Origin of the sequence: Allocoprobacillus halotolerans (assembly GCF_024399475.1) — a bacterium.
Classification (GTDB): domain Bacteria; phylum Bacillota_I; class Bacilli_A; order Erysipelotrichales; family Coprobacillaceae; genus Allocoprobacillus; species Allocoprobacillus halotolerans.
The window spans coordinates 429,317-452,682 of the sequence record NZ_CP101620.1 but is presented as its reverse complement, the minus strand read 5'-3'; the positions used below and the strand labels follow the sequence as shown (position 1 = coordinate 452,682).

The 23,366-nt window shown below is 29.0% G+C and carries 32 protein-coding genes and 1 pseudogene; 29 read left to right on the top strand and 4 right to left on the bottom strand.

Annotated features, from left to right (window positions below):
* The 15 genes and pseudogenes from NMU03_RS02810 to NMU03_RS02740 all read left to right on the top strand — a co-directional run bounded on the left by NMU03_RS02810 (position 1) and on the right by NMU03_RS02740 (position 9,788).
* Positions 1-174, top strand: coding sequence for a hypothetical protein (locus NMU03_RS02810; protein ID WP_290141117.1), 174 nt, complete (start codon positions 1-3; stop codon positions 172-174).
* Between the two features lie 38 nt (positions 175-212).
* Positions 213-671 (top strand): PIG-L deacetylase family protein, encoded by a 459-nt coding sequence (locus NMU03_RS02805; protein WP_290141116.1) that lies wholly within the window; start codon positions 213-215, stop codon positions 669-671.
* 11 nt (positions 672-682) lie between these two features.
* Complete coding sequence (locus NMU03_RS02800) at positions 683-1,717, top strand: MupG family TIM beta-alpha barrel fold protein (RefSeq protein WP_290141114.1); 1,035 nt, start codon at positions 683-685, stop codon at positions 1,715-1,717.
* A gap of 12 nt (positions 1,718-1,729) precedes the next feature.
* Positions 1,730-2,680 (top strand): N-acetylmuramic acid 6-phosphate etherase, encoded by a 951-nt coding sequence (gene murQ / locus NMU03_RS02795; protein ID WP_290141112.1) that lies wholly within the window; start codon positions 1,730-1,732, stop codon positions 2,678-2,680.
* Positions 2,673-3,818, top strand: a complete 1,146-nt coding sequence (locus NMU03_RS02790) for a PTS transporter subunit EIIC (RefSeq protein ID WP_290141111.1) — start codon at positions 2,673-2,675, stop codon at positions 3,816-3,818. Before murQ ends, NMU03_RS02790 begins: the two co-directional genes overlap by 8 nt.
* Positions 3,815-4,470: pseudogene (locus NMU03_RS17520) on the top strand (MupG family TIM beta-alpha barrel fold protein); the annotation flags it as partial. The gene NMU03_RS02790 and the pseudogene NMU03_RS17520, both read left to right, overlap by 4 nt.
* Positions 4,453-4,926, top strand: a complete 474-nt coding sequence (locus NMU03_RS17515) for a phospho-sugar glycosidase domain-containing protein (protein WP_353956672.1) — start codon at positions 4,453-4,455, stop codon at positions 4,924-4,926. The pseudogene NMU03_RS17520 and the gene NMU03_RS17515, both read left to right, overlap by 18 nt.
* A complete protein-coding gene (locus NMU03_RS02775) occupies positions 4,914-5,831 on the top strand; it encodes an N-acetylglucosamine kinase (protein ID WP_290141107.1) in 918 nt (305 codons plus the stop codon). The genes NMU03_RS17515 and NMU03_RS02775 overlap by 13 nt, the downstream gene beginning before the upstream one ends.
* 52 nt (positions 5,832-5,883) lie before the next feature.
* Positions 5,884-6,987 (top strand): metallophosphoesterase, encoded by a 1,104-nt coding sequence (locus tag NMU03_RS02770; protein ID WP_290141106.1) that lies wholly within the window; start codon positions 5,884-5,886, stop codon positions 6,985-6,987.
* A 30-nt stretch (positions 6,988-7,017) separates the two neighbouring features.
* Positions 7,018-7,422, top strand: a complete 405-nt coding sequence (locus NMU03_RS02765; RefSeq protein WP_290141105.1) for a hypothetical protein — start codon at positions 7,018-7,020, stop codon at positions 7,420-7,422.
* Positions 7,423-7,584: 162 nt separating this feature from the next.
* On the top strand, positions 7,585-7,947 hold the full coding sequence (locus NMU03_RS02760; RefSeq protein ID WP_290141103.1) for a CidA/LrgA family protein: 363 nt from the start codon (positions 7,585-7,587) through the stop codon (positions 7,945-7,947).
* Positions 7,940-8,080 (top strand): hypothetical protein, encoded by a 141-nt coding sequence (locus NMU03_RS02755; protein ID WP_290141102.1) that lies wholly within the window; start codon positions 7,940-7,942, stop codon positions 8,078-8,080. The genes NMU03_RS02760 and NMU03_RS02755 overlap by 8 nt, the downstream gene beginning before the upstream one ends.
* Positions 8,077-8,631: an LrgB family protein gene (locus NMU03_RS02750; protein ID WP_290141101.1), complete on the top strand. Its 555-nt coding sequence runs from the start codon at positions 8,077-8,079 to the stop codon at positions 8,629-8,631. Before NMU03_RS02755 ends, NMU03_RS02750 begins: the two co-directional genes overlap by 4 nt.
* Positions 8,632-8,651: 20 nt before the next feature.
* Positions 8,652-8,819, top strand: coding sequence for a hypothetical protein (locus tag NMU03_RS02745; RefSeq protein WP_290141099.1), 168 nt, complete (start codon positions 8,652-8,654; stop codon positions 8,817-8,819).
* A gap of 108 nt (positions 8,820-8,927) precedes the next feature.
* Entirely contained in the window at positions 8,928-9,788 is an 861-nt protein-coding gene (locus NMU03_RS02740) for an NAD-dependent epimerase/dehydratase family protein (protein WP_290141097.1), read from the top strand.
* Positions 9,789-9,795: 7 nt separating this feature from the next.
* Here NMU03_RS02740 and NMU03_RS02735 read toward each other — a convergent pair whose 3' ends face one another.
* Both NMU03_RS02735 and NMU03_RS02730 read right to left on the bottom strand, forming a co-directional pair.
* Positions 9,796-10,623, bottom strand: a complete 828-nt coding sequence (locus NMU03_RS02735; protein ID WP_290141095.1) for a purine-nucleoside phosphorylase — start codon at positions 10,621-10,623, stop codon at positions 9,796-9,798.
* Between the two features lie 165 nt (positions 10,624-10,788).
* Positions 10,789-11,202 (bottom strand): ferritin, encoded by a 414-nt coding sequence (locus NMU03_RS02730; protein WP_435372929.1) that lies wholly within the window; start codon positions 11,200-11,202, stop codon positions 10,789-10,791.
* Positions 11,203-11,324: 122 nt separating this feature from the next.
* On the opposite strand from NMU03_RS02730, the gene NMU03_RS02725 reads away from it, so the two are divergent.
* From NMU03_RS02725 to NMU03_RS02675, 12 genes are all read left to right on the top strand, one after another.
* Positions 11,325-11,750, top strand: coding sequence for an HD domain-containing protein (locus tag NMU03_RS02725; protein ID WP_435372928.1), 426 nt, complete (start codon positions 11,325-11,327; stop codon positions 11,748-11,750).
* Positions 11,705-11,824: an alpha-amylase family glycosyl hydrolase gene (locus NMU03_RS17980; protein WP_435372927.1), complete on the top strand. Its 120-nt coding sequence runs from the start codon at positions 11,705-11,707 to the stop codon at positions 11,822-11,824. Before NMU03_RS02725 ends, NMU03_RS17980 begins: the two co-directional genes overlap by 46 nt.
* A 57-nt stretch (positions 11,825-11,881) precedes the next feature.
* Positions 11,882-12,049, top strand: a complete 168-nt coding sequence (locus tag NMU03_RS02720; RefSeq protein WP_290141093.1) for a hypothetical protein — start codon at positions 11,882-11,884, stop codon at positions 12,047-12,049.
* Positions 12,050-12,344: 295 nt separating this feature from the next.
* Complete coding sequence (locus tag NMU03_RS02715; RefSeq protein ID WP_290141091.1) at positions 12,345-13,175, top strand: PRD domain-containing protein; 831 nt, start codon at positions 12,345-12,347, stop codon at positions 13,173-13,175.
* Entirely contained in the window at positions 13,172-14,545 is a 1,374-nt protein-coding gene (locus NMU03_RS02710) for a PTS transporter subunit EIIC (protein ID WP_290141078.1), read from the top strand. Before NMU03_RS02715 ends, NMU03_RS02710 begins: the two co-directional genes overlap by 4 nt.
* A complete protein-coding gene (locus NMU03_RS02705) occupies positions 14,502-15,557 on the top strand; it encodes a hypothetical protein (RefSeq protein ID WP_290141077.1) in 1,056 nt (351 codons plus the stop codon). The genes NMU03_RS02710 and NMU03_RS02705 overlap by 44 nt, the downstream gene beginning before the upstream one ends.
* A gap of 382 nt (positions 15,558-15,939) precedes the next feature.
* Entirely contained in the window at positions 15,940-16,260 is a 321-nt protein-coding gene (locus tag NMU03_RS02700; protein ID WP_290141075.1) for a hypothetical protein, read from the top strand.
* A complete protein-coding gene (locus NMU03_RS02695) occupies positions 16,226-19,102 on the top strand; it encodes a glycoside hydrolase family 84 protein (RefSeq protein ID WP_290141073.1) in 2,877 nt (958 codons plus the stop codon). Before NMU03_RS02700 ends, NMU03_RS02695 begins: the two co-directional genes overlap by 35 nt.
* A gap of 164 nt (positions 19,103-19,266) precedes the next feature.
* Positions 19,267-19,716, top strand: coding sequence for a metallophosphoesterase (locus NMU03_RS02690; protein ID WP_290141071.1), 450 nt, complete (start codon positions 19,267-19,269; stop codon positions 19,714-19,716).
* Positions 19,707-20,369 (top strand): hypothetical protein, encoded by a 663-nt coding sequence (locus NMU03_RS02685; RefSeq protein WP_290141069.1) that lies wholly within the window; start codon positions 19,707-19,709, stop codon positions 20,367-20,369. Before NMU03_RS02690 ends, NMU03_RS02685 begins: the two co-directional genes overlap by 10 nt.
* Positions 20,370-20,392: 23 nt before the next feature.
* Positions 20,393-20,599 carry a hypothetical protein gene (locus NMU03_RS02680; protein WP_290141067.1) on the top strand — a complete coding sequence of 69 codons (207 nt, stop codon included), beginning with the start codon at positions 20,393-20,395 and terminating at the stop codon, positions 20,597-20,599.
* A gap of 53 nt (positions 20,600-20,652) precedes the next feature.
* Positions 20,653-20,799: a hypothetical protein gene (locus NMU03_RS02675; RefSeq protein WP_290141066.1), complete on the top strand. Its 147-nt coding sequence runs from the start codon at positions 20,653-20,655 to the stop codon at positions 20,797-20,799.
* Between the two features lie 188 nt (positions 20,800-20,987).
* Here the strand turns inward: NMU03_RS02675 and NMU03_RS02670 are convergent, their stop codons facing one another.
* Positions 20,988-21,374, bottom strand: a complete 387-nt coding sequence (locus tag NMU03_RS02670; protein ID WP_435372942.1) for a ferritin — start codon at positions 21,372-21,374, stop codon at positions 20,988-20,990.
* A 6-nt stretch (positions 21,375-21,380) separates the two neighbouring features.
* Positions 21,381-21,506, bottom strand: a complete 126-nt coding sequence (locus NMU03_RS17975) for a ferritin-like domain-containing protein (protein ID WP_435372926.1) — start codon at positions 21,504-21,506, stop codon at positions 21,381-21,383.
* A 96-nt stretch (positions 21,507-21,602) separates the two neighbouring features.
* Here NMU03_RS17975 and NMU03_RS02665 point away from each other — a divergent pair, with 96 nt between their 5' ends.
* Positions 21,603-22,871: an HD domain-containing protein gene (locus tag NMU03_RS02665; RefSeq protein WP_290141065.1), complete on the top strand. Its 1,269-nt coding sequence runs from the start codon at positions 21,603-21,605 to the stop codon at positions 22,869-22,871.
* Entirely contained in the window at positions 22,849-23,259 is a 411-nt protein-coding gene (locus NMU03_RS02660; protein WP_290141063.1) for a GNAT family N-acetyltransferase, read from the top strand. The genes NMU03_RS02665 and NMU03_RS02660 overlap by 23 nt, the downstream gene beginning before the upstream one ends.
* Positions 23,260-23,366: the final 107 nt, after the last annotated feature.

The following is a 23,366-nucleotide window of genomic DNA, read 5'->3' as shown; positions in this document are numbered from 1 at the left end:
ATGAAATATAAAAGACTTGTGTGTATAGGAGGTCACCATTTAGATGCCGAACTTATGGGTGGACCATTACTTATAAAGTATGCAATGCAAGGCGCACATTGTACAATGATCAATGTGACTGAAGGAAGATTAGATCGTAAAGATGCTACAGAACAAGAAAAAAAGAATATCTAGATAACATTCGTCAAGAAAATATAGAATGTGATAAAACTATGTTATGTGATTGTTTGAATATGAAATATACTTCTGCAACTCTTCCAGATCAAGAAGAATTCATAGGAATACTCATGGATTACTTTAAAAAAGAAAAAGTTGATTTGGTTGTCACTCATTGGAGAGGTACAATGCATCCACGACATTATTATACATATGAAACAGTTACTGCAGCCGTTCAAAGATTGAGAAAAGAAGGAATAGAAATTCAATTGTTGTATGGAGAAAACTGTGAGGATCTCATAGGATTTACACCTACATGTTATGTCACAGTGACTGATGAACAAGTTCAAATATGGTTTGATGCATTAAAGAAGTATACGATTTTTAATGGAAAAGTAAATGATGTTCCTTATCAAAAGTATTATCAAGCTCAATTAAAAGTGAGAGCGATTGAAGGAAGTATATCAGCACCTGTTAAAGCGTATATGCATGCACCATTATCAAATAATGAATAGAGGAAAACAATATGCTAGGTATATCAATATATTTTCAAGATCTTGATTTAAAATATCTTGAAGATGCAAGAAATTGTGGAGTGGAATATGTTTTTACTTCATTACATATTCCTGAAGAAGATTATTCTGATTTAGATCAAAAATTACCAATCTTTTTCAAGCAATGCCAGAAACTTGGTTTACAGGTCGTTCCTGATGTTTCACCAGCTACTTTTGAAAAGTTAAATATTCAACCACATCATTATCAAAAACTTAAAGAAATGGGATTTGAGGCTTTGAGATTAGATTATGGTTTTGATGATTATGAAATGATAAAAACTTTACAAAAAGATTTCTATTTAATGTTAAATGCGAGTGTTATAGATGAAGAATATCTTCAAGGAGCTAAACTAGCAGGTATTGATTTGAAACGCATTGCTGTTACACATAATTTTTATCCTCATAAGGAAACAGGCTTATCATTAGATTATTTTCAAGAAAAAAATAAAATCTTTCATCAATATGATTTAACAATTCAAGCTTTTGTATGTGGAGATGTGTTAAAAAGATTTCCATTATATGAAGGATTACCAACCGTTGAAAAACATCGTACGATGAATCCATATGTTGCTGCTGTTGAATTGATTCATGACTGTGGAATGAAAGATATATTTATAGGAGATAGCCAAGCTTCCATTCCTACCCTTAAAAATATAAAAGCTTATATGGAAAATGGTGAGATGCATATTCCATGCCATTTAGAAAGTCAGTACGCTTATTTATATAATCAAAAAATAAACGTTAGAAAAGATCAACCAGAAATGATTGTCAGGTTATCATTGCCTCGCTTATCAAATGTTCCAGTTTTCCATAACACTATGCGTCAACGTGGATATATCGTTATGGAAAATCAATTAGCTGGACGTTATAGTGGAGAAGTTTATATTATCAAAGAAGATTTGCCATTTGAAGCAAGAACAAATGTTATTGGATTTATCCATCCTGAATATGTAGATATTGTCGATTATATTGATGCAAAAACGACAATTATATTAGAAAGATTATAGGAGAGTATTGTGATGAATAAAATAAATATTTCTCATTTGGTGACAGAAAGTAGAAATCTAAAAACAATGAATCTTGATGATATGAGCATCCATGAATTTTTGACAGTTATGAATGAAGAGGATACTTTAGTTCCTTTACGTGTTCAAGAAGTTTTGCCACTGATTGAAAAAGCTGTACAAATGATTATTCATTCTCTTCAACAAGGAGGAAAACTTTTCTATGTGGGGAGTGGGACAAGTGGACGTTTAGGAATTCTTGATGCAGTAGAATGTCCGCCCACTTTTAGTACAACAGATGAAATCAATGGCATCATTGCAGGAGGAACATCGGCTTTTGTGAAAGCTAAAGAAGGTGCTGAAGATCATGAAGAAGATGGTAAAAAAGAAATCTTAGCAGCAGGAATTACTGATAAGGATGTTGTTGTAGGAATAGCAGCAAGTGGAAGAACACCACATACAATTGGTGCTTTAAAACAAGCCAATGAGATTGGGGCTTATACGATTAGTATTGCTTGCAATCCCAACAGTGAGATAGGAAAAGTCGCACATCTTGCGATAGATATGGATTTAGGTGCTGAAGTTATTACTGGTTCGACACGTTTGAAAGCTGGAACAGCTCAAAAACTCGTTTTAAATATGTTGTCAACAGCATCTATGGTTGGAATTGGTAAAACATATCAAAATTTGATGGTAGATTTAAAACCATCAAATGAGAAACTGGTTGAAAGAAGTAAGCGTATTATCATGGAAGCAACTGGTTGTGATTATACAGTAGCACAACAGGCTTTTGAAGAATGTGATAGACAAGTGAAAACAGCGATTATCAAAATATTATTAAATTGTAGTGTAGAAGAAGCTCAAGAAAGACTAGAAAAAAATCAGGGCTTTGTAAAAAAGCAATTCAAGAATAACAGACTGTTTTCAGTCTGTTATTTATTTAAAGGAGGATATGTATATGAGTGATTATATTCATCGATTAAGTGAGAATATCTATTTCCAATCTATTAAATTGACATATGCTGATTTTGTACCATACATGATTTGTATGGGAATTCTATACTTTATTCAAAAAATATTCAATTTACCATTTATCAATCTCTTTATGATGATGGTTGCTTTCCTTTATTGTGTTTTCATTAATGTTTTTTATACAATCCATTATACTCGACTTAGAAATATGACAGTATCACAAAATGTACTGATGACATTATTGCTTTGTTTTATGGTTATATATAGTCATTCCATGGAAGATACTTTACAGTATACTTTTCCATTATTCATTTGCAATATGTTGATTTTGGAATGTTTATATCGTATAGTGCACTGGCAAATAAAAATTTCTTTTTTGCCAACCATTCTCACTCAATATTTTATTCAGCTCATTCCATTTTTTGTTGCTTTCATATTGGTTAGCATATGTGTATATCTTCAAAATTTTTATATGCCTTATCTTATATATGTATTTTATTTCTTTATGAATTTTGTTTCTTCATTAGCGGGAGTATTATTGATCGTCTTTATCACATGTTATTTTTGGTATACAGGTATCCATGCGGTATCCATATTAGGAGCCATCATCCGTCCTTTTTGGATGCAGATGATTATGATTAATTTTATGTGCTTATTAAATGGTCAAACACCCCATTATATAGGGGTAGAAGGTTTTTATCAATGGTTTGTATGGATTGGTGGTTCAGGAACAACATTAGGTCTGACTCTTTTGTGTCGTTTTTTTGCGAAAAGTCATACTTTAAAAAAATTAGGGAATGATTCATTTCAAGGCAGTTTATTAAATGTCAATGAACCCATTTTATTTGGTGTTCCAGTGGTAGAAAATCATTATATGAAAATTCCTTTTTTTGTAACGCCTTTATTGTGTGCTCTGGTTACATATTTACTGATGGCTCAAGGATATCTTCATTATAGTGTATTGATTGCACCTTGGGTTTTACCATCAATAATAGGAGGATTATGGGCAACTGACGGTCATATGATAACTATCATTTATATTATAGGATTGATTATTTTATCTTTGTTATCTTATTTGCCATTCTTCTTAAAGTATGATCAATATCTTAAAGTTGAGGAGGAAATATCATGAGAAGATTAGGAATATCTATATACCCTGAAAAATCAACAAAAGAAGAAATTAAAAATTATATTGATCAAATGTCAAAATTAGGTTTTTCACGTATTTTTTCTTGTTTATTATCAGTAGAAAAAAGTAAAGAAGAAATTATTGAAGATTTTAAAGATATTAACTTATATGCCAAAGAAAAAGGATTTGAAATTATCGTTGATGTCTCGCCACGTGTTTTTCAAAAATTAGGAATCAGTTACCAAGAATTATCTTTTTTAAGGAAATTGGAGCTGATGGTTTACGTTTAGATGCTGGTTTTTCAGGTAATGAAGAAGCTTTGATGACTTATAACCCTTATCATTTAAAAATAGAAATTAATATGAGTAATGATGTTCATACAATCGATACGATTATGGATTATCAACCTAATCAATATCAATTGTTAGGTTGTCATAATTTTTATCCACATAGATATAGTGGATTATCTTTAGAGTATTTTATTCAATGTAGCCAACGTTTTAAAAAATATGGTTTGCGTACGGCTGCATTTGTGACAAGTCAAAATAAAAAGACTTTTGGTTCATGGCCTGTAACGAATGGATTACCTACATTAGAAATGCATAGAGAATTATCATTAATAACACAAATCAAACATATGATTACTTTAAATATGGTTGATGATATTATTATTTCAAATTGTTATCCATCTGCACAGGAATTAGCTGAATTAAAGGATTTAGATTGTCAGTTAGTGACTTTTGATGTTCAATCATTGATTGAACTACCTAAAATAGAAAAGAAAATATTATTTGAAGAACTTCATTTTCATCGTGGCGATATCAATGAATATATGATTCGTTCAACCCAAAGTCGAGTCAAATATAAAGGTTATCATTTTGATGTGCTTCATACACCTGAAATCATACATAAAGGTGATATTGTGATAGAAAGTAGTGAGTATGGTCATTATGCAGGAGAATTACAAATTGCTTTAAAAGATATGAAAAATAGTGGAATGTCTAACGTTGTAGGACGTATAAAAGATGAAGAAATCATGATTTTAGACTATATAAAGCCATGGCAGAAATTTAGACTTAGAGAAATAAAGGAGTCAACATGTTGTATATAGGAATTGATGGTGGTGGCACAAAAACAAAGTTTGTTCTTTATGATGAAGATGGACATCTGTTGAAAGAAACGGTAGATGAATCGGTGCATGTTTTAACACAGGATTATCAAAAATGTATAGAGATTCTACGAAAAAATGTTGAAAGATTAGCCCCTATGCATAATGCTTTTATTGTGGCAGGATTAGCAGGTTATGGAAATCAGGAAAAATTAAGAAGAAAAATTGAAACTATTTGTCAAAAGGCTTTTGATGGTTATCAATATCGTTTATATAATGATGTACAGATTGCGATGATGGGGGCTTTGAATGGTCAAAATGGTATTGTCGTGATTGCAGGAACTGGTTCGATTGCTTATTCTTATCAAAATGGACAAACGAAAAGATGTGGAGGATGGGGCTATCAGCTAGGCGATGAAGGCAGTGCTTTTTGGATTGGTAATCAACTTATTCAAAAATATTGTCAACAAGTAGATGGACGTATTGCTCAAACGCAACTTTATGATCAAGTAAAGAAAGTGTGTCAATTAGAAGATGACTATGATATCATTTCATATCGTCATTCATTGTCAAATGAAAGAAAAGAAATCGCAAAACTTGCTAAAGTGAATTATTTTTTGGCTCAGGCAAATGATCCTCATGCTATTGAAATTTATCATCAGGCTGCTTATCATCTTTCTTTATTCATCCATACACTTGCTAAAAACTTTAAAAAGCCTTTTGTAGTTTCTTATATTGGCGGTGTATTTCAAGCACAGGACTATATCTTAAAACCTCTTCAAAAATATTTATCTGATCTTCATTGTCATTTAGGTTCACCTATCTATCCTCCTGAATATGGTGCTTATTTATTAGGAAGAAAAGAATATGAAAATATGATAAAGGATGAAAGGTACTCTTCAAAATAAAGAGTATCTTTTTTTATGAATTATGATACAATAAAAAAAGTGAGATGATACAATGATAACCCCACGACATTTAGTGAAAAAATATAAAGATGACTATAGAATGATTGTCATCAGTGATATACATGGACATTTGGATAGATTTCAAGCATTACTTAGAAAAGTCAAATACACACCACAAGATTTTCTTGTCATATTGGGAGATTTTGTAGAAAAAGGCGATCAGGTCATTGAAACAATTCACTATATTCAAGAACTTGCTAAACGTGAGCGTGTTTTTGTATTAATGGGAAATTGTGAATGGGCTTTAGATGCTTTGTTGACAATACCTGAATTAGCAAATCAGATTCAGGGCTATTTTAAACGTGTTTCAAGTAATGGCTGTATTCGAGAAGTCTATCATCGTTTACACCTTGATCAAGGACATGAAACGATGTTAGGCGTTCAAAAACAAATTGCTGATTATTTACATGATGAACTTGCTTTTATTTCTCATTTACCGGTGACATTAAAGTGGAATCAATTTTTATTTGTTCATGCCGGTATTGAAAAACGCAAAGATTATCAAAACAGTTCTTTATCATCGCTGTTAGAAATGAAATATTTTTATGAACAAGGACATCTTTTAGATGAAATTGTTGTTGTGGGACATTTACCAACATCTAATTATTATGTTGATCAAATATGCAATGATGTCATTATTGATAAAGAGAAAAAGATTATTTGTGTTGATGGCGGAACTGGAGTCAAAGCTATTTCACAATTAAATGCTTTAATTATTGAATCTAAAGATGGTGTCATTCATTACGCACAAGATTATGTTCAGCCACTCCCTTATCATCAAGTTTTATATGATGTCCAATCATCACGAACAATCAAACATAAGATTGCCTATCCTTATTTTGAGGTAGATGTTATGAAATATGGTGAACAATTTAGTGAATGTTATCAAAAAGAAACACATCAACATTTAAAAATCAAAAATGAATTTTTATATACGAGAGACAACCAAACTTATTGTTTAGATGATTATACAGACAATTTTATTTCAGTGAAACAAGGTGATATGGTTAAAATCATTGGCATTTATGATCAATATGCTTATGTTATTCATCAAGGTGAAGTGGGTTGGATTGAATTAAAATGTATAGATATATAAAATAGTACCATACTTATATAGGTGATAAAAATGAATGAAACATGTATTGAAGAATTATTAAATGGTTTAAATATGGGACTTCTTGCGATTGATCATTTGATTGATAAAATTGAAGATTCTCACTTGCGTGATATTGTTTTACATCAAAGAAAAGCTTATGGTGATTTAAAAAATAAGATAACACAAGATTATCCACAAGCAGAAGATCATATTAAAAACAAAATGATGTTAGAATCTATGATTGAAATGAAAACCTTATTAACCGATGATGCTAAAATAACCAAAATGCTTATAGAAGGAAGTAATCAATCAGTCATGACCATGACACATTTATTAAATAAGGAAGAACATGTGGATCAAAAAGTGAAACAATATACAGATGAGTTTGAAAAAATATCACAAAAGTATATCACTGAATTGAAACCATTTCTTTAAAAGAAATTGTAATCTCTCATTTTTTAGAGATTACTTTTTTTATAAATGGGATGTATATATGTCAATGCAAGAGAAAACAAAACGCTTGAAAACATTTACATTTGAGTTTTCTATTCTATTTATAAAAAATCATGATATAATGAGGAAAAATGGAGGGAGATTATGAAGTATATTCATCAGTTTTTTATTATTATGCTGATTTCATTTATAGGGGAACTTTTAAGCTATTTATTACCATTACCTGTTCCTGCAAGTGTATATGGTTTAGTTATTTTACTCATGTGCTTATTTACAGGTATCGTAAGATTAAAGGATATAGAAGATGTTGCTGATTGGTTGATATTAATTATGCCGGTTTTATTTGTTCCTGCAGCAGTCAGTTTAATGAATGTTGGACAACAGTTATTCAACGATTTATTGATTATTTGTATTGTTTTGGTTATAAGTACCATTGTTGTAATGGTGACAACGGGAAAAGTTGCACAATATATGATTGAAAGAAAGGAAAGAAAGGAACATGAATGATTTATTGATGAATACAGCTTATTTTGGAATTGTTTTAAGTTTGTTGACTTATTGGTTGGCTGTAGAGATACGAAAGAAATGGAATTATCCTCTTTTGAATCCATTATTGATGAGTGCTTTTTTTCTATTGTGATATTAGTTATTTTTGATATTGATTTTGAGACATATAACGAAGGTGGACAATATATTAGTTTTTTATTGACACCATCTACTGTTTGTTTAGCAGTTCCTTTATATAAACAAAGCCAGATATTGATAAAACATTTGGATGCAATTTTATTAAGTATTTTGAGTGGATGTCTTGCAGGTATGATTTGTGTTGTTCTTTTGTGTATATTGCTTGGTGCCAGTGATGTCCTTTTGTTGTCAATGTTACCAAAATCAATAACAACTGCTATTGCTATGGGAATATCTCAATTGATACATGGAAATGCTACAATGACAGTGGGGATTGTTATTATGACAGGTATTTTTGGAGCTATGATTGCTAAAAGTATTTTACGCATATTTCATATTCATCATCCTATTGCTGTGGGGTTGGCATGTGGCAATAGTGCACATGCGATTGGAACAGCTAAAGCTTTAGAGTTTGGTGAAATTGAAGGAGCTATGAGTAGTTTATCCATCGTTGTTGCAGGAATTTTAACGGTCTTTTTAGCACCTTTGGTGGCAAGTCTATTATAAAGAGATGGGGAAGATAGAAGATGATAAGTGTCACTCATCTTACAAAGGATTATGGATATCATCGTGGTGTTTTTGATATAAGTTTTGAGATATACGAAGGTGAAATATTAGGTATTTTATGTCTTGGAGCATTGATATGTTTTATTTTAGGACAATGGATTTTTCAAAAGCGTGATTTACCATTATAGGCATATAAGTTGTACCTATAGTGGTTTTTCTATATAATAGAAAAAAGGAGGGAATAAGATGAAGGTATTAATCATTGGTGGAAGTTATTTTTAGGACGTCTTTGTACAATGAGTTTTGCGAAAAAATGGAATTGTACACTTGTCAATCGAGGCCATTATACGATGGCAGATTATGATGTAAAAGCATATGTTTTTGATCGTCATGATAAAAGTTCCTGGCAACAATTACCAAAGGAAGATTATGATGTTGTGATTGATTTTTGTGCCTATCAGCCTGGTGATATTCAAACAGTCATAGAATCTTTTTCTGGACGATTTCGTCATTATGTTTTCATTAGTACAGTGGATGTTTATCAACGTCAAACAGGTATCAATAAAACTGAAGAACATCCTTTAGAAACACGTCATTTTGCAGGAGAGGCTGGTGAATATATCACTGGAAAAGTTCTTTTAGAACAAGAACTTATAAAGATGTCTAACCAATATCAGATGCCTTATACCATTTTAAGACCTGGAAATATTTATGGACCTTTCAATTATGCTCCCAGAGAATCATTGTTAATAGAAAGGGTTGTTAAAGGATTGCCATTATTTTCTTTGCATGATGCACCATTTCCATTTCAAATGGTTTATGTGGAAGATGTTGTTCAAGCCATCGAAAAAGTCATTGTAAAGAAAGCTTATAATGAGATTTATAATGTTGTGAGTGGGGAAATGATTACTTATGATTCAATCAATCAAATCTTACAACTCTGTCAGCCTGATATCAAAATAGAAGAACATTCTATTGAAGAAGCCTTGCAATTACAATATCCTTTGCCTTATCCATTGTCTTTAGAAGAAATGGAATATTACGATGGACAAAAAATAGTTCAACAATTACATCTAGAATATACTCCTTTTCAAACTGGTTTGATAAAAACTTATCAAGCTTTCTATCCGGTTTTTAAGGATAATGAAAAACGATGAGTTTATGTTACTCATCGTTTTTTGACATATCTTGAATAATTTGTTTAACAAGTTTTACAAGATTGATTTCAGCTTGATTAGCAGCTTCCATGACTTCTTGGTGGTTTAATTCACCATTACTTAAACCAGCAGCTTTATTTGTGACAAGGGAAATACCAAGTGTTGTCATACCAGAATGCCTAGCCACAATGGCTTCAGGAACTGTTGACATTCCAACCATGTCAGCACCAATTGCTTTTAAAGCACGAATTTCAGCAGGTGTTTCAAACATTGGACCTTTAAAGAAACAATACACACCTTCTTTAAGTTGAACATTTGTTTTTTTCGCAGCTTCTTTAGCAATGTTTTGTAATTGTTTTGAATAAACTTCAGTCATATCTTTAAAACGTGGACCAAATTCATCTAAGTTAGGACCACGTAAGGGACTTGGTGCCATAAATCCAATGTGATCAGAAATTAAAGTAATTTGACCAGGATTTAAATCTTCTCTAATGCCACCACAAGCATTTGTAACAAATAAATAAGGAATACCAAGTTTTGCAAAAACACGAATTGGTAAAGTGACTATCTCCATATCATGTCCTTCATAATAATGGAAACGTCCTTTCATAGCACAGACAGTTTTTCCTTCAATTGTTCCGATATAAAGTTTTCCTTCATGACCAGGAATTGTTGATACAGGGAAATGAGGAATATCTTGATAATCTATAATGATAGGATTTTCAATTTCATCGGCAAGTGGTCCCAATCCTGATCCCAAGATAATCGCAATATCAATTTTTTCACTATAACGTGAACGAATGTATTCATAAGCTTCATTAATTTTTGTGTACATAATCTTCCTCCTTATACTTTATTATAAACAAACTGATGACGAAAAAAAGACCTTTCGGTCTTTAATCAGCATTTAAAATAGAAGCTTGTGTATATGTTCTTTGGGCTAATTCATTATTTAAAGAATAAAGTGATTTAGGATCATGACCAAATAATTCAAATTGTGTCAATAAATCAGATGCATTTTTTCTTCTTCACCTTGTTCAGAAACATACCAGTCTAAAAATTTCATTGTGCGATAATCTTTAACTTCATAAGCTGCATCATAGATGATATGGATTAAACTTGTAACATATTTTTCATGTTCTAAACCATATTTTAATGGATCATCAAGATGAGTCAATTCTTTATCTGGTTTATCAATAGCTTGAAGTGTGACTTGATAATCATTGTCTTGTAAATATTGAAGAATACCTACCGCATGATCCATTTCCTCTTTAGCCTGAATATTATACCAGTTGGCATAACCATTTAACCCTTTATAGGCATAAAAATTAGCAAAATCTAAATATAAGTATGCAGAATACATTTCTTTATTGATTTGATCATTTAATAAATCAGCGACTTTTTGATCTAACATTTTTTTCGTCCTCCTTATAAAGATATTATATACCTGAACATATAGAAAAACAATCTTTGTGATAGGATATTATGGACTTTATTAGGAAAAATTTGTTAAAATAGTGATAAGAAGGTGAGACTATGTATTTTCCAGAAAGCTTTTGTTTAAAGTCTATTGAGTTGAATGAAAAAAGAGTGATTAGAGATGCTATTCATGATTATATTCATGTTGATCATCTGGTCATTTGGCGTTTAATAAACTCACAGGAAATGCAACGTTTACGTAGAATTAAACAACTAGGAGGAACTTATCAGGTTTTTCAAAGTGCTGAACACTCACGATTTGTTCATTCTTTAGGCGTTTATCAAGTTGTTCGACGTATGCTAGAAATGGAACCGTTAGATAAAGTACTTAATGATTATGATAAACTTTGTGTCATGTGTGCTGGCTTATTGCATGATATTGGTCATGGTCCTTTTTCACATTCTTTTGAAGGTGTATTTGAGGAAAACCATGGATTATGGTTAATTCTAATTATAAAGAGATTAATGCTAAAGAAGAATTGAATGACCCAAAATCTATTTTCTACACTTATCAAAAACTCATTCAACTTAGAAAAGAATATGATATTTTAATTTAAAGAAGTTATGAAGAAATTTGTAAAGATGATGAACATATTTTTGCATATAAACGTTTAATGGATAATCAAGAACTTGTGGTTTATTGTAATTTTACTGATAAAGAAGTAGTATGTGATGAAGAAGATTTATTGGATAGTGCTGAAATTTTGATTTCAAACTATGATGTACATCAAAAAGCAAAATTAAAAGCATATGAAGCGATTGTCTATATTCAAAATAAATAATATTTTTGTATAAAAATGAGGAATGACTATTCAAAATAGTGATTCCTTTTATAAACTATTTTAGATTATAATATACGAATTGAAATTTTAATTTTCATATAAGTAAGTGAAATGAGTAATAATGGATAAACAAGTGAATTATTCTACTTAATAAAAGAAATGATATTTGAAGGATTGTTTGGTGGTGAATGTATAGAATATGGATATAAATTGTGATAAAATAAAAAAATTATTGTGACATATGATGTGGATTGTTTGTGTTTTTTGTTTTTTATCATTTGGATAGGAGATAGTTATGGATAAGTTGGAAATATTAAAAATATATAATCATAATACGATAGGAACATGTATAGATGGTCAAGATGTGATTGCGATTGGGACTGGTATCGCTTTTCAAAAACATGTGGGTAATAAAGTTAATCGTAGTGAGGTTGAAAAGGTCTATGTTTTTTCTGATCGTCGCAAATTACAATTCATTGATTTAATGCAAAATTGTCCTTATTTATTTTTTCAAATTAGTGAATCAATCATAAAAAAAGCACAAATATCCTTAAATCGTCTATTTCGTGATTGGTTAGTGATTACTTTGACTGATCATATTTATTATGCAGTTGAAAGAAAAAAGCAAGGAATTCCTTTACCTAATTTAATGTTGGATGAAATTAGAAGTTTGTATCCTGATGAATATAAAGTGGGATTATGGTCAATAAAATTAATTTATAAATATACCGATGTTAAATTAGGAATTGGAGAAGCAGCGTATATTGCTATACATTTAATCAATGCAACAGAGGGAAAAGATATAGAATCAACTAAAATTTTAGTGTTTTCACGTTATATTATTAGGATTATAGAAGAGTGTTTAGGTGCTGACATACCACATGATACACCTCAGTATTCAAGATTGATGATTCATTTAAAATTTTTAGGACGTAAAATATTGGGTCAAGTAGAAACTAAAGAAGACACTTTAATTGATTATAAAACATTTACTGAAACATCTCCTGTCTTAAAAAAATGTTTAAATAAGATTAAAGAATTTATAGAAAATCGTTATCAGTATCATTTAAATGATGATGAACTTTTATATTTAACAATTCATTTAAATAGGATTTTAAAGATATGAGTTTTTTAAAAAGAATTGGACAGGCCCTATTGATACCTTTGCAAATTTTTCCAGTGATTACTATTTTTATGAGTTTAGGACAATTGTGTCATAAATCGCATTATCAGTTGGTTAAGTTTATAGGATTTTTAATTCAATCAAGTGGATCTATTTTTGTAGATAATTTACCATTAATTTTTTCTGTTTGTATTGCTTATTATTTTGCTAGAGAAAAAAATTATGTAGCAGGAATTTTGGGTGTTGTGAGTTATACAACTATTATTTATTTAATAAATTATCATGTTATTTCTAGTTTTGTAGATTATTTAAATATAAATATACCCATTGAATCATTTTTCTATATTAATAATCAGTTTGTTGGTATTTTGACAGGCATACTTTCAGCAAGTATTTATAATCGGGTTTATTCTGCATATGTTGATTTTATTAATCAGACAATTAATACTCTGAAAATATTATTAATTACTTTTATTATGGCGGTGTTGTTATCGTTCGTGTTATTGCTTTTATGGCCATTTATATATTCACTTCTTTATAATTTAGGTTGTTTGTTAAGCAAAATGGGACCAATAGGTGCAGGTATATATGGTTTTTTAAATCGATTACTTATTCCTTTTGGCTTGCATCATCCTCTCAATTCTATATTTTGGTTTGATATTATTGGGATTAACGATATGAGCAATTTTTGGAATTCTACTGGAACTCTAGGTGTGACGGGGATGTACCAAGCAGGCTATTTTCCAATATTTATGTTTGGATTACCAGCAGCAAGTTTAGCAATATATCGTAAAAATGATGGTCAAATAAGTAAGCATTTTTTAAAAACAGCGTCCCTTTCTTCTTTTTTAAATGGAATCAGTGAACCTTTAGAATTTACTTTTATTAGTCAAATTCCAATGCTTTATTTCATTCATTGTTTATTGTCGGGATTAAGTATGTTTTTATGTGCTCGTTTAAGAATTACGGTGGGATTTGGATTTAGTGCGGGTTTAATTGATTATTTACTTGGATGTTCGATGCCACTTGCTCATTATCCTTTGGCTATTTTGGGAATTGGTATAATTATGGCAGTATTATATTATATTTCTTTTAGTTATTTTATGCCAACATTGAGTCAAGAATCTAAAAATGAAATTGATGTTCATCAAACTATTGAATCACTTGGAGGTTTTACTAATTTAGAAGATTATTATGCTTGTACAACAAGGTTGCATTTTTTCATTAAAAATATGAAAATTGTTGATATAGATTGTTTGAAAAATCAAGGATATTTGGATGTTAAAAAGATGAATAATTGTATTATTTTGGTGATTGGAAGTGATGTTGATGATTACTATTATAAAATCAAAAACCTTCAAAAAGATTGCTAATATAATATTGTTGCTAGCGCCAATTGTATTATTAAGTGATGGATGTTATCAAGTGTATTTGTGTTTACAAGATTATTTTTGGTTTTCTGTTCCGTTCCATATTTTATCATTGATTTTGATTCTAATTATTCCTTTTGTTATTATTGGACTATGGCTAAAAGATGAAGAAGATTTTTTATTATTGTTTCTAAGTACGAGTTTGGGATATTTTGTAATTTCTGATTTGTTTGATAAGTTTAATATGACACAAAATATGTACTTTCAACAAATTAATTTTAATGAAGTATTTGAGTGGTTTGGATGTGGAATTCATGCGTTGATTTTAGCAATAATTATAGTGAAACTTGATAAATGTGTAAAAAAGATAATGATTCATAGCAATCATTTAGCTTATTACAAAATAGCGGTAGCTATAATGGGAGCATTTTTTGGTTTGATATATTTTGGAGTTTTATTAATGACAACACCACTAGTGATAAAATTATTAGAAATTATTAAGTATGTTTTTAATAATCATATGGTGTCCATAGTATCTCATTTAGCTAAAATGAGCTTATTTCAATATAACTATGTTTTGTCTAATTCATATTCCCAATTATTTCTTTATTTAGCTATGTTACCAGTCGTTGTTCCTTTAGTTATTGTAGTTTTTAAAAGTGGTTTTCATTTTAAAACAAAATTAATGATGCAATTTATATTAGTTTTATCATTTTGTTTAAAGGAACCATTAGCAATCTTTTATTTTCTATTAGTTTATGATCTTAAATTATTAGGATTGTTAGGTATTCCATTTTATCTATGCTTATTCGCTAGTAATAATTTATTATTGGCTATTATAAGTACAATGATATTAGTATTTTATATTGTTTATAAATATCAAATTAATAAGGAAGTCATTCATTTGATTGAACCTCAGGTTGTTGATAATAAGTTATTTGTAGAAAAATTTATGAAGGCTATTTCTGGAGATGAAAATTTACTAGATATTGAAAAAAGTATAATTATATTATAGTAGATATCTTAGATGATGTTTTAATTGATAAAAAGATTATTGAACAATTATCGTCTTGCTATGTGATTATGCAAAATGATAATACAATAAAACTATTTACTAATGAAAAAACTTCTATAATTTATGAAATGATGGTAAAATACCAAGAAAATGATTTATTTTTATAAATTAAGCGTTTACATATTTTAAAAAGTATGATAAAGTAATAGTCGGATTGTTAGCTAAAGCGCAAGACCAATGTAGTAAGTCTACTTACTGCATTGGTCTTTTTGCGTTTTAAAACAATACCCAATATTTGAGGAGGAAAAAGAATGAAAAAAGCAATTATGTATTAAAATCAATGCTGGCTGGGGTAATGACCTTAAGCGTGCTATCTGGGGGCTTGACACAAGTTAATGCAGCCAATTTACCAACTTATAATTTACATCCAAATCCCCAAAAAATAGTTTATCAAAATACAATGAGTAAACTAAAAGATGTGAATTTAGTTTTAGAAAAATCGATTGATCATGTAACGAAAATGAAAATTGAAAAAATATTAAAAGAACATGATTTGAAATACCAAGTGAGTCAAAAGATTATTAAAGATAAAACTAATGTTTTGTTAGGAACTCATGATTCTAATGGATTTGTAGATCAATATTATGATGATATTAATGATAAGTTATTTGAAAAAAGATTCTCATTATTTAGAAGTAGATAATGATGTAATTGGAATATTAGGTGATGATAGTGATAGTGTTTATTATTGTCTAGGAACTTTAGATGAAATTTTTGATCAAAGTGCGAATAAGACAGTTAGAAATTTAAGTATTGAAGACTATGCAGATTCTAAATTAAGAGGATTTATTGAAGGTTATTATGGGATTCCATGGTCACATCAAGATCGTCAATCATTAATGGAATTTGGAGGTCAATTTAAAATGAATACTTATATTTTTGCTCCAAAAGATGATCCTTATCATAATCAAAAATGGCGTGAATTATATCCTGAAAAGGAATTAAATATGTTAAAGGAATTAGTTAATAAAGGAAAAGAAACTAAAGTTGAATTTACTTGGGCAATACATCCTTTGATGAATGATGCTATTAATTTTAAAGATGAAGAAAAATATCAAAAAGATTTAAAAGATGTTGAAAATAAATTAGAACAATTATATAGCATTGGTGTTCGTCAATTTGGAATTTCTGCTGATGATATTTCAGGTTCGTTTAATCCTGAGCATCATCGTCGTTTACTAACTGATGTTTATAAATGGTTACAAACAAAGAAAGATAAGACAGAATTAATATTTGTACCAACTATTTATAATACTGGTTTTTTAACTTGGGGTAAAGGTTATTTAACAACACTAACAAAAGACTTACCTAAAGATATTCATATTATGTGGACTGGTGAAGTCGTTTTAGGAAGAGTAGAACAAAAAACAATAGATAAATTTAAAGAATTAACTGAACATAATAATGATGGTGGTTTCAATCCTTTCTTTTGGTTGAACTGGCCAGTTAATGATATTAATAACAAACGTTTGATTATGTCTCCAGCAACAGTAGTTGATAATAACGTTACTCATCTAGATGGGGTAGTAACGAATCCAATGCAACAAGCAGAAGCTTCGAAAATATCATTATTCTCAATTGCTGATTATGCATGGAATACTCAAGATTTTGATAGTGATAAATCCTGGTCTGATAGTTTTAAATATATAGATACAAACGCAAGTGAAGAATTAAAGGAAATTGCAAAGCATTTATGTGATCCATCAAGTGAGTTTCAAGTATTACCTGAATCAGAAGAATTTGTAGGTATCTTTAAAGAGTTTGATCGTTGTCTTAAAGAAGGTAAAGATATTAGCAAAGTAGCTGATCTGTTAATTCAAAAATATCAAACAATTAATCAAAGTGTTGATAATTTTAAAGTTAAGGCTAATAATAAAAAATTATTAAGTGAAATGGAACCATGGTTAAATTCTTTAAGAGATATTAGTGAATCTAGTATTCAATTTTTAAATATTTATAAAAAATTAGAAGCTGGAAATGTTGATGAAAGTATTTGGGATGACTTTAAAATAGCAAATAATATTCTTGCTAGATCTGCTACTTATGTTGTTCATAATTTAAAAGGTGATGATATTGTTGAATCTGGTACTAAACGTTTATTACCATTTGTAAATAAAATGGCGAGTGATCTAAATAATAAAGTCTTTGCTAGTGTTGAAGCGCTAGAAAAAGAAGGGCATCAAGTATTTAATCCAGCATATACAGAGTTAATGTATTTAATTAAAAATCCAATTTCTTTAGATGCTTGTTTAAAAAATGTAGATAATAATTCAAATCAATACTTAGAAATAAAATCTATTTATGAAAAATATCAAAATAGTTTAAGTGAAGCGAATGATTTAATATATCAAGACGCACCAAAAGAAAAAGTGAAAGAACAAATAAATATTATTAGAGGATATCAAAAAGAGATTATTGCATCATTAAGTCAACCAAAATTAACTGATCAAGGAAGTAAAAGTAATGGGGATTTAAAAAATATTTATGATAAAAATGATAATACATATGTTTGGTATGATAAGATTAATAATATTGATACAGTAATGAATTTTGATTTTGGTAATAAGTTATCTTTCAAATCAATGAATATCAATGCTTATAAATGGAATCCGATGCCAGAAAATGTTCATATTGAGTATTTAAAAGATGGGCAATGGGTTGAAGCTTGTGTAATTGAGCAATTACTTGTTGGTAATAATACTATAACATTTGATAAACCGATTGAAACTTCACAAATGAGAATACATTTAAAACCAGGTGAAAATAATAAAGCTGAAGATATTCTTATTAAGGAAGTATCATTTGAAAAAGAAAATATAAAAATTGAAGCTCATCCTATAACAAAAGAATGGATGACAAAATTTAAATCATTAGATACTAACAAATATACACCAAAGAGTTTAGAATTATTAAATTTATCAATTAAAGACTTAAGTATTTTTGATAGCTTAATTGATAAAAATGAAAATTTAAAGAATGAACTTATAACTAAAATTCAAAAAAACTATCAAAACTTAAATTTATCAGGAGATAAAAATACTGTTGCTAAAAAAATAGTAGAACTAAAACAAATCGATAAATCAAAATATACAAAAGAAAGCTATGCTAATATTGAAGTAGCTATACGTAATTTAGAAAAAATTATGGACGAATCATACACAGCAACAGTTAAACAAGTTAATAATGCAATTGAATATGCTAACAATGCTATTTCATTATTAGTAAAACAACCTCATCTTGATGACAATAAGGATAAAGTATCAAAAGGTCAAATTGATCAAAGTAAAGTGCCAAATAATCAAGTAAATCAAGATAAGACATCAAATAGTCAAAGCAATCATAAGAGAACTGATGATAATATCACAACATCAAAAAAACCTGTAAATACTAGTGATCAAACTTCTATTTATTTGATAGCGGGGCTTTCTTTAACTTCTTTATTAGTAGGGTTCATTTTACTATTTAAAATAAAGAAAGAATCTTAATGTTAATATTTAATGTAAAAAAATTAAAAATAAGATTTATATTGAAATATTAAATGAAAATTTATTAAAATATTTAAAATAAAATATTAAACCTTTAAAAATGCGAGATAATCGCATTTTCTTTTTAGAAAAATCATGTATACTAGAGATGAGGAAGTGATAGGATGATAACTCCAAAACATTTAAAAAAGATAGTTAATGATGATTATCGTCTGATTGTTATTAGTGATATACATGGACATTTAGATAGATTAAGAAGTTTATTAAAAAAGGTGCATTATACACCAGAAGATTATCTTGTTATTTTAGGTGACTTTGTGGAAAAAGGAGATCAGGTAAGAGAAACAATTGCTTATATAAAAAAGTTGGATGAAAATGAAAGAACATTTGTATTAATGGGAAATTGTGAATGGGCAATTGACGCATTGTTAACAATTCCAGAGTTGGCAGGAGAAATACCAAAATATTTAAAACGTGTTTCAAGTAATGGGTGTATTAGAGAAGCTTATCAAAAACTTCATCTTGCTGATGGAAGTGAAACAATGTTAGGTATACAAAGAAAAATTGCAGAGTATTTAAAAGAGGAGGAGATTATATTTCTCATTTGCCTGTAACTTTAAAATTTAATCAATTTTTATTTGTTCATGCTGGTGTTGAAAGACGTAAGGATTATAAGAAGAGTTCGTTGTCATCTTTATTAGAAATGCAACATTTTTATGAACAAGGTCATCTTTTAGATGAAATTGTTGTTGTAGGACATTTACCTACTTCTAATTATAATGAACATCATATTGATAATCATATTATTATAGATGAAGAAAAGAAGATGATATGTATTGATGGTGGAGTTGGTGTGAAAAAGATTTCACAGCTTAATGATTTGATTATAGAAAGTCATCAAGGACAAATCACTTATAAAGAGGAGTATGTGCAACCTTTACCTTATTATACTGTTGTGCAAGATGTTATTGCTAAAGAACATACACCTCATAAAATTAATTTTCCTTATTTTGAAATAGAGGTATTAAAGGAAGAAGAACAATTTAGTTTATGTTATCAAAGAGATACTGATCAAAAGATGTATATTAAAAATGAATTTATTTATGAAAAACAAGGAAGGACTTATTGTTTAGATGATTATACTGATGCAATTATTACTGCTTATCAAGGGGAACGTGTGAAACTTTTAGGTATTTTTGATAGATTTGCTTATGTGATTAAAGATAATCAGGTTGGATGGATTTTATTAGATTATTTAAGTATATAAGAGTTGAAATAGGTTATACTTATATGGGTGATAAAATGGATATATGTATGAAGGAATTATTGAATGGTTTAAATATGGGTTTAATTTCTATTGATCATTTGATTGATAAAATTGAAGATGAAAAAATGAGAGATGTTGTTTTACATTTGAGAAAGGAATTTGGAGATTTAAAAGAAAAGGTATTGAATGAATATTCTACTGAGGATGAAGTTCGTAATCTTTTATGTTAGAAACAATGGTGGAATTGAAATCAATGATGAGTAATGATTCTTAAATTGCGAAGATGTTAATTGAAGGCTGTAATCAATCTATCATGACAATGACGCATCTTTTTAATCAAGAGAAACATGATAATCAATTTAAAAAATATATGAATGATTTTGAAGATATTTCTAAAAGATATATTGAAGAATTAAAAATGTTTTTGTAGGAGATTTCTATTTTGAAATCTCTTTTTCTTATTTTTATCTTAAATGCGTCTAGGAGTGAGAGTGGGATTTTCAATAAGTAACCTATCACAATGAACATACCAAATTTTATGAATCAGAATATTCAAAAAATACCTAGGCTTAGAATCATCTTGAGTAAGAGTGTGCTTAAATAAAATCTATAATATTTCTATTCACCAGCAAGGATAGAAGATGCTGTATATGTTCTTTGTCCTAATTCATTATTTAATTGGTAAAGAACTTTTGCATCATGGCCAAATAATTCGAATTTATTAATTAAATCACTTGCATTCTTTTCTTCTTCACCTTGTTCTTCTACATACCAATCTAAGAATTTCATTGTGCGATAATCATGAACTTCATGAGCTGCTTTATAGATTGTATGAATTAAATCAGTCACATATCTTTCGTGTTCTAAATCATATTTTAAAGAATCGCTTAATTCGTTAAGTTCTTTATCTGGTTTATCGATAGCATCTAATGTTACAACATAATCATTGTTTTGAAGATAGTTCATAATTCCAATTGCATGATCCATTTCTTCTTTAGCTTGGATACGATATCAATTTGTAAAACCATCTAATCCCTTTGCAGTATAGAAGTTTGCAAAATCTAAATACAAATAAGCTGAATATATCTCTTTGTTAATTTGATCATTTAATAATTCTGATGCTTTTTCATTTAACATTTCTTTTCCCTCCACTTCTTTCTTCATTATACTTTTTTTGTTATTTAACAACAATACTATTGTGTGTTAAACTAGAAGTAGAAAGAGGGTGTAGGAATGACTTTTAAAGAAAATTTTCAATTAACAACTATTGAATTGAATGAAAAAAGGGTATTGCGTGATGCGATTCATGATTATATTCATGTGGATCATTTATTAATTTGGTATTTAATTAACTCTAAAGAAGTTCAGCGTTTAAGAAGAATCAAACAATTAGGAGGGACTTATCAAGTTTTTCAGAGTGCTGAACATTCACGTTTTACACATTCTTTAGGTGTTTACCAAGTGGTAAGAAAAATGCTGGAAACAGAATGTTTAGATGAATGTTTAAGTGATTATGATAAATTATGTGTGATGTGTGCTGGATTATTACATGATATAGGACATGGACCTTTTTCACATTCTTTTGAGGGTGTTTTTGATTATGATCATGAAGATATAACAATTCGTATGATTTTAGAAGAAAGTGAAGTCCATGATATTCTTTATGATTTTTATGAAGAACTTCCTCAAGATGTAGCATCTATTATTGCACATACACACCCTAATCGTATTTTAATACAGATGGTATCTAGTCAGTTAGATGCTGATAGAATGGATTATTTATTAAGGGATTCTTATATGACAGGAACAACTTATGGGCAATTTGATATGTCACGTATATTGCGTACAATGCGAGTAATAGATGGGAATTTAGTTTTTAAGGAATCAGGAGTACAAGCGATTGAAAATTATATTTTAGCACGTTATCATATGTATTGGCAGGTTTATTATCATCCCACTGCTCGTAGTTATGAACATCTTTTACAAAGTATTTTTCAAAGGGTAAAAGACTTATATGCGAAGGGATATGTTTTTCAAACAAAACTCCATTATTTGATGCCAATGTTGGAACATCGTTTAACTGTTCAAGATTTTGTGAATTTAGATGAAGCTGTTGTTTTGTATTATTTTAAAGAATTTACACATGAAAAGGATTTTATTTTAAGCGATTTAGCGTCAAGATTTTTAAATCGACATTTATTTAAGTATACACAATTAAAGAGTCAAGAAGATTTAAATTTAATAAGAAAAATCGCCCAAAAGAATGGTTATCACCCTGATTACTATATTGTTAGTGATAATCAAAAACAGATTCCATATTTACATTATGGTGAAAGTGGAGAATTAAGTGAAATTGAAATTTTAGATAATGAAGGATGTCTTTCCCCATTACCTATGAAATCAGAAATTGTTTCAGCTATTTTAAATTCAAAGCGTTTTAAATCAGATCAAAAAATATTTTTTCCAAAGGAGATTAAAGATGAATTGTCAATTTTTTTATAAGCTTCCTGATGAAGCAAAAAGGATTAGAGAAAAAGTTTTTGTTGAGGAACAAGGGTTTAAAAATGAATTTGATAAACAAGATGAACAAAGTTGGCATCTAGTCGCTTATGATTATCAAACACCAATAGGTTGTGCCCGTTTCTATGATGAAGATGGGGTTCTTGTTTTTGGAAGAATTGCTGTGATTAAAGAGAAAAGGAATAAACATCTTGGTAGCTATATTTTACATGAATTAGAAAAGAAAGCAAAGGAATTAGGTTATCAAAAAGTTACACTTTCAGCACAAGTAGTTGCTAAAACTTTTTATGAAAAAAACGGCTATGTTGCTTATGGTCAAGAATATATGGATGAGTTTTGTCCCCACATTCATATGAAAAAAGAATTGTAGTCATGATAAGGTCAATAGATATGTATTGGCCTTTTTAAATTCACAATATTTACAATAAGCAAATATTGTGTTATATTTATCTTGAAAAGAAAGTTTTTTAAACTATT

Bases quoted from the DNA above. Each gene is read 5' to 3' on its own strand.
- NMU03_RS02810 (WP_290141117.1), top strand. From the start codon at position 1: ATGAAATATAAAAGACTTGTGTGTATAGGAGGTCACCATTTAGATGCC.
- NMU03_RS02805 (WP_290141116.1), top strand. From the start codon at position 213: ATGTTATGTGATTGTTTGAATATGAAATATACTTCTGCAACTCTTCCA.
- NMU03_RS02800 (WP_290141114.1), top strand. From the start codon at position 683: ATGCTAGGTATATCAATATATTTTCAAGATCTTGATTTAAAATATCTT.
- murQ (WP_290141112.1), top strand. From the start codon at position 1,730: ATGAATAAAATAAATATTTCTCATTTGGTGACAGAAAGTAGAAATCTA.
- NMU03_RS02790 (WP_290141111.1), top strand. From the start codon at position 2,673: ATGAGTGATTATATTCATCGATTAAGTGAGAATATCTATTTCCAATCT.
- NMU03_RS17515 (WP_353956672.1), top strand. From the start codon at position 4,453: ATGATTACTTTAAATATGGTTGATGATATTATTATTTCAAATTGTTAT.
- NMU03_RS02775 (WP_290141107.1), top strand. From the start codon at position 4,914: ATGTTGTATATAGGAATTGATGGTGGTGGCACAAAAACAAAGTTTGTT.
- NMU03_RS02770 (WP_290141106.1), top strand. From the start codon at position 5,884: ATGATAACCCCACGACATTTAGTGAAAAAATATAAAGATGACTATAGA.
- NMU03_RS02765 (WP_290141105.1), top strand. From the start codon at position 7,018: ATGAATGAAACATGTATTGAAGAATTATTAAATGGTTTAAATATGGGA.
- NMU03_RS02760 (WP_290141103.1), top strand. From the start codon at position 7,585: ATGAAGTATATTCATCAGTTTTTTATTATTATGCTGATTTCATTTATA.
- NMU03_RS02755 (WP_290141102.1), top strand. From the start codon at position 7,940: ATGAATGATTTATTGATGAATACAGCTTATTTTGGAATTGTTTTAAGT.
- NMU03_RS02745 (WP_290141099.1), top strand. From the start codon at position 8,652: ATGATAAGTGTCACTCATCTTACAAAGGATTATGGATATCATCGTGGT.
- NMU03_RS02740 (WP_290141097.1), top strand. From the start codon at position 8,928: ATGAGTTTTGCGAAAAAATGGAATTGTACACTTGTCAATCGAGGCCAT.
- NMU03_RS02735 (WP_290141095.1), bottom strand. From the start codon at position 10,623: ATGTACACAAAAATTAATGAAGCTTATGAATACATTCGTTCACGTTAT.
- NMU03_RS02730 (WP_435372929.1), bottom strand. From the start codon at position 11,202: ATGTTAGATCAAAAAGTCGCTGATTTATTAAATGATCAAATCAATAAA.
- NMU03_RS02725 (WP_435372928.1), top strand. From the start codon at position 11,325: ATGTATTTTCCAGAAAGCTTTTGTTTAAAGTCTATTGAGTTGAATGAA.
- NMU03_RS17980 (WP_435372927.1), top strand. From the start codon at position 11,705: ATGGTTAATTCTAATTATAAAGAGATTAATGCTAAAGAAGAATTGAAT.
- NMU03_RS02720 (WP_290141093.1), top strand. From the start codon at position 11,882: ATGGATAATCAAGAACTTGTGGTTTATTGTAATTTTACTGATAAAGAA.
- NMU03_RS02715 (WP_290141091.1), top strand. From the start codon at position 12,345: ATGGATAAGTTGGAAATATTAAAAATATATAATCATAATACGATAGGA.
- NMU03_RS02710 (WP_290141078.1), top strand. From the start codon at position 13,172: ATGAGTTTTTTAAAAAGAATTGGACAGGCCCTATTGATACCTTTGCAA.
- NMU03_RS02705 (WP_290141077.1), top strand. From the start codon at position 14,502: ATGATTACTATTATAAAATCAAAAACCTTCAAAAAGATTGCTAATATA.
- NMU03_RS02690 (WP_290141071.1), top strand. From the start codon at position 19,267: ATGATAACTCCAAAACATTTAAAAAAGATAGTTAATGATGATTATCGT.
- NMU03_RS02680 (WP_290141067.1), top strand. From the start codon at position 20,393: ATGGGTGATAAAATGGATATATGTATGAAGGAATTATTGAATGGTTTA.
- NMU03_RS02675 (WP_290141066.1), top strand. From the start codon at position 20,653: ATGTTAATTGAAGGCTGTAATCAATCTATCATGACAATGACGCATCTT.
- NMU03_RS17975 (WP_435372926.1), bottom strand. From the start codon at position 21,506: ATGTTAAATGAAAAAGCATCAGAATTATTAAATGATCAAATTAACAAA.
- NMU03_RS02665 (WP_290141065.1), top strand. From the start codon at position 21,603: ATGACTTTTAAAGAAAATTTTCAATTAACAACTATTGAATTGAATGAA.
- NMU03_RS02660 (WP_290141063.1), top strand. From the start codon at position 22,849: ATGAATTGTCAATTTTTTTATAAGCTTCCTGATGAAGCAAAAAGGATT.